Origin of the sequence: Wolbachia endosymbiont of Pentalonia nigronervosa (assembly GCF_014534705.1) — a bacterium.
GTDB lineage: Bacteria > Pseudomonadota > Alphaproteobacteria > Rickettsiales > Anaplasmataceae > Wolbachia.
In genome coordinates, this window is sequence record NZ_JACVWV010000071.1 from 1 (window position 1) to 4936 (window position 4936).

Here is a 4936-nt window from a genome sequence, read left to right on the forward strand (position 1 = left end):
GTAACGGTACTTTCCACTGTAATAGAGCCTTTTTCTACTAGCTTTATCATACCAGTATTACTATCAACTGTATAGTCTATACTTGGCTTGTAGACCGTTGAACCTTTAAAAACTTTTACATCTTTAATTGGACAGTGATCAAGTTTGATTTCACCCTTAACAAAAACTTTTTCGACTTTATGGTTACTTTCCCAACTTGAATCACCACTACCCCAAGCAAGATGAAGTGACTGCTCTTTTATACTTGCCGCTATTGCTGCTCTACCTGATTGTGTGAGAATTGACATACTCTGTTTGCTTCCCTGTTATATATATATTCACCAAAATTACAAAAACTGTTCACTTTATTTTGAAATCCTTTACAAAAACTTACTTTTTTCGAAAAAGACATATTTTAGTTGACTAACATCAGATATATTGTAAATATGATGCATTCATGCTTTTGGATATAAGATGGACTTTTACCCTAGTCAGGAATTTTGGGAAAGCGACTTAGAAGTGCCAGCACGTAACTTATTTAATAACTTTAAAAATTTTAACGTACGTCAAGACTGGCTTAACTCCCTTTCTAATAAGCAGGTAAATGTAATTTTTGATCATTATTTTAAAGATGGACAAAGTGGGCAGTTATTTAAAGATTGTGCACTCTGGAAACGTGATAGTAACTCAGAGCGTCAGGCTCTTATTAATGTTTCTGATTCTTTGTTTAGCTATTACTTAGTTAGCTGTTTTAGTTTTGCAAAGTTAGATTCTGCTATTGTTGAAGTAGCAAAGCTTACATTGGGTGAAAGTCTTACAGAATCATTTTCATTAGTTAATAACAAATATGATAAAAAATCTATTTTATTCACTCTTTTTACAATTGATCCTAACTTATTGAAAGACGTTTTTCACTTTAATAAAATACAAAAAAGAAGTTTCTCATCATTTGCACTGAAAAATCCTACAAGGCAAAAATCTACTTCATTTAAAGACTTCTTATCAAAAGAGGTACTACAGAAAGTACTAAAGCAGCATGATCTCTCTGAAAACGATGATTTGGAAAGCCAATTCCAGGGTTTCTTTTATCGTCATAATCGCATTTATGTATTCATACGACGTGCTAGCAGTGCAGATCTATTACTTTACTCAAATCGGGTAGTTCATGGTTATAAGCCTGATTGGGTTATTTTTGACTTTGCACCTAATGCTAACCAAGTAAACTTGTGCACTAAAAATATTGGCCACGGATTGAAAATAGCAAGTAAAATTGTAAGTCTATATTTCGAACATGAATGTTGCTTAGTAGATGTGCACAATCAAAATGCGGTTGCACTAGTACAAATGTTTCTTATATCATGCATGCGAAAACTAATACCAGGTGTGAATATGTATGAGTTAAGATTTACTTTGCTTGAATCTGAGCACAGTAATTATCTTACTTTAACTACTAAAAACATTGAAGAACTGCTACACAAGATAGAACCGGTTGTTGGTAATGTGTTAGATGATGTTTCTCTTGTGCAGCATATCAAATTAACTTTTCGCGAGAAGAAAGTTACTCTATCTTTTCAATCAAACGTACAAAACCACAACTATATAGCTATTAACTATTCAGAACATGTACTAAATAAAGCAGAACGTGAAGATTTCAAGTCGTTAGTTAAAGACAGTTATGGACTTACCATCTTGTCAAAAACAAAATCCTGCTACCTATAGGGAAATAGTTACTAAGCTATTGAAGTGGGATAAGTCTTACGATGCACCCAATAAAGATTATTTAGAAGTTGCACAATATTTATTAAGTTGTGGTTTTGTAAACTTAAGGGAATATTATTTTATAATTTGTGCTAATGATTCAGATAAATCTGATCTTCCATATGTAGTAAATCCCTATTGCAACAATAGACTAGAAATCGCAAGCGATTATGATGAAGACTACGATAACCCAATAATGTGTGATCTCTGTGAACGTGACATTTTTCCTGATACTTACAAAAAAAAGCGTTACTATTCTTTAGCAGTAACTATTAATCATTTAAAGGTCATGGAATGGTTTGAAGAACAATTAGCAAGTTTAAACGTTACTTGGAGTAAAGTAAAAATAGGAGTTTACTATATCCTTGTTGAAAAAAACTTCGTAAATTTGATCGTTCCAGAATGCTGTTCTGATAAATCATATTTTGCTGTAGATAAGTTAAGAACCAATCCTACTGCTTTAATAACTTTTAACAAAGAAAGTCTCAATCCACCACTAGATCTATACATTGTTCCTATAGCAGATCTAATGTGCAAATGCAAAACTTTAAATGAAGTACTGCATGAAACAATTGAAAAAGGAGTGCCAGAGTTATTACCTAATGTTTCCTTTCAGGCATTAAATTGCTATTCTTATATTCCACTGCGAAAAACAACTCTTCCAGAAAAAAAGATACTGCGATTAAAAATTATAGATAATATTATTTATGTCAATGACGTTGAAGTTATAAGCAAACAGGCAACTGCAAGCATCCGCATCTTTAGAGTGTTACTTAAGCAATTTTTACGTGATTTTGAAGCAGCTGAAGAATATAAATTCCTTAGTGTAATCCAGATAGCAGACAGTTTAGGTATTGAAGATCCAGAACAGCAAGTGCGTAGACCTCTCAATAGAATGCAACAAGCAATAGCAGAAAAGTTAGCTAGCACGTTGGGAGTAAATATTGAACGTGATGATGTGATACAGGCATGTAACTGGTCAGGCTATCGACTTAACCCATCTACAATTAACCTAAGTGCTAACTAACTCTATTTCTTTAAGCGGCCTCCATTACTTTAATGCGCCTGTTATTTCCTGGTGCTTCTTTTTCATGGAATGTTATATAACCTTCAGTAGCTAAAGCATTAATATGTTTACGAATAGAATGATGACCCTTAAGACCAAATCTGTCTTCAAAAAAATGGCAAAATTGGGAAAAAGCGTCCCTTTCTCATTAATCAGTTGTAATTTAGAATGGAACCCAGTCAGATTTAACGTCGTGATTTTGTTCAGGAGTAACAACCGTAGCAATTTTATTCCTATCTCCGTACTTACTATCGGTCTCAATGCCAACTTTTGCAGTAAACTCTAAACCATTTAAATCAGCAATAGAGTTAAGTTTTCTCGCAAGCATTGCTTTTTCTGAAGTGTCATGTGGATGAATATTGCGAGCTGACTCCAAAATACTGCGAATCATAGAGCGACCCATTTCTCCCCATGCATCTTCTCCTTCAACGTTTGCTTTGCCACTTTTAATACCAATCATCTGAAAAATCTTCTGTTTTGCATATGGACCTTCAATGACGGTAAATTCAGCGTTTAAATAGATGCTGTCAGTGGTATAGCTTTTAGTGAACCAACATTCATAACCTCCAGGCTTTATTGCCATTTTTACCTTGACTATTGTACCTTTAGGTATTAAACTACTCTGTAGTTTTGCAGTGTTAAAATCAGTTAAAGAATTTTGTAGCATATAGTTCTCCATTTAAAATTAATTATTCCATTGATCAACAAGTTGCCAACGCCCACTAATCTTGTCGGCTAACTTATTTGGTACTCGTTCACCATTACGTAGTTCAAAGGCTATCTGACGCACTGTACTGTCCTCATCATGAGCAAACATTACCATGCCAGTACTATAAAATCCCCGCAAAGATCCAGCACCACTAAGGCCTTGAAACGGATCTTCTTCGAGCATTTTCTTGGATAATTTTTTCGTATGATGAGTTAAAATAATGCCAGCATCGGGATTTATAGCGTTACGGAGTTTCTCAAGTGTTTTTTGTAAAAAGAACAGCATAGCACTATTGTCATTTTCATTACCATATTCACTACTGAAAATGTTTCGCAATGGGTCTATGGCTAAAATGTCAGGTTTAAAACACTTTTCATCTAAAGAACTCTTTATTTCACTTATTTCTTCACCATTAAATGATAGTTGTACTTTTGGCGTGATAATTAAGTTATTTGCAGCTATATCCAAAAGTTCTTTACTAAGTTGAAGTTGTTGCAACCGTTCTTTCATATATTCATACTCAATTTCAGTTTGCATATAAAAAATCTTTAGAGGCCTACTTGGAGTCATACCGAGAAATGGAACTCCAGCAGCCATATGAACAAGCCAAGAAATTAAAAAATCACTTTTTCCTATTTTAGGAGGACCACCCAGTACCAATAAACCTCTTTGGGTTAGAACTCTTGGTGAAATAATATCATCCGGTATAGGTGACTGATCTTCCAAGTATTCTTTGACACTGAAGAAGGGAATTTTTTGCGTAATAGATAATAGAGAGTTTTTAGTCATAAATAGTCCTCCAAAAAATTAATTGTGTGCAGTAAATTGAGCTGCAAGAGCCTTAGTTTTAATTTTCGTAAGTAATTTTCCCAGATGTGGCTCTTCAACCATATCAAGGCAACCACTACGGTCTTTAGCAGGATATCCCCAAGAATTGATAGTTTGACAGACAAAAGAACGCTTCTCCGTACCATCCTCTTGTTTAATACCAACCATACTAATTACTTCATCAACAATCCCAGGAATTTCACTAGCGGTTTTAGCTCCTTCACATTGAGGTAACCATGTTGGACGGTTGAAATCATCTAAATATTGACCAAGAGTGCCAACTGTAATGATATCCTTGTTTTGAATATGCTGAAACTGATTGAGCCAGGCCATCATCTCTTGAGCAAGTAATCCGTAGGCAGCTCTCATGTCTTGTTTTCCAGATCTCTCAGAAAAAGCTTCAGGTTGCATTTTTGCCCATAAGAGACACAGACGAGATGCAACTGTTATGCTATCAATGAAAATACATCGATATTTAGAAAACTCTGAAGAGAGCCCATTGTATTTACTTGATACGTGCTCATAGTGTCTTTGACTATATGCTGAATCAGATTTTAGTGCAGGATTTGGACCACCAATTAGGCAGGCTATATCCC

The 4936-nt window shown here is 34.5% G+C and carries 5 protein-coding genes and 1 pseudogene; 2 read left to right on the forward strand and 4 right to left on the reverse strand.

The features are described from left to right. A pseudogene (locus IC220_RS05945) lies at positions 1-287 on the reverse strand (hypothetical protein); the annotation flags it as partial. 166 nt (positions 288-453) lie between these two features. Between IC220_RS05945 and IC220_RS05950 the strand changes: the two are divergent. Further along, positions 454-1698, forward strand: coding sequence for a hypothetical protein (locus IC220_RS05950; protein WP_188153578.1), 1245 nt, complete (start codon positions 454-456; stop codon positions 1696-1698). Next, positions 1655-2764 (forward strand): hypothetical protein, encoded by a 1110-nt coding sequence (locus IC220_RS05955; RefSeq protein WP_188153579.1) that lies wholly within the window; start codon positions 1655-1657, stop codon positions 2762-2764. The genes IC220_RS05950 and IC220_RS05955 overlap by 44 nt, the downstream gene beginning before the upstream one ends. Positions 2765-2966: 202 nt before the next feature. Here the strand turns inward: IC220_RS05955 and IC220_RS05960 are convergent, their stop codons facing one another. The 3 genes from IC220_RS05960 to IC220_RS05970 all read right to left on the reverse strand — a co-directional run. Next, on the reverse strand, positions 2967-3470 hold the full coding sequence (locus IC220_RS05960) for a hypothetical protein (RefSeq protein ID WP_188153580.1): 504 nt from the start codon (positions 3468-3470) through the stop codon (positions 2967-2969). A gap of 18 nt (positions 3471-3488) precedes the next feature. Next, entirely contained in the window at positions 3489-4301 is an 813-nt protein-coding gene (locus IC220_RS05965; RefSeq protein ID WP_188153581.1) for an AAA family ATPase, read from the reverse strand. An 18-nt stretch (positions 4302-4319) separates the two neighbouring features. Next, positions 4320-4936, reverse strand: a 617-nt coding sequence (locus IC220_RS05970; RefSeq protein WP_188153582.1) for an ATP-binding protein, incomplete at its 5' end; no start/stop codon positions are given.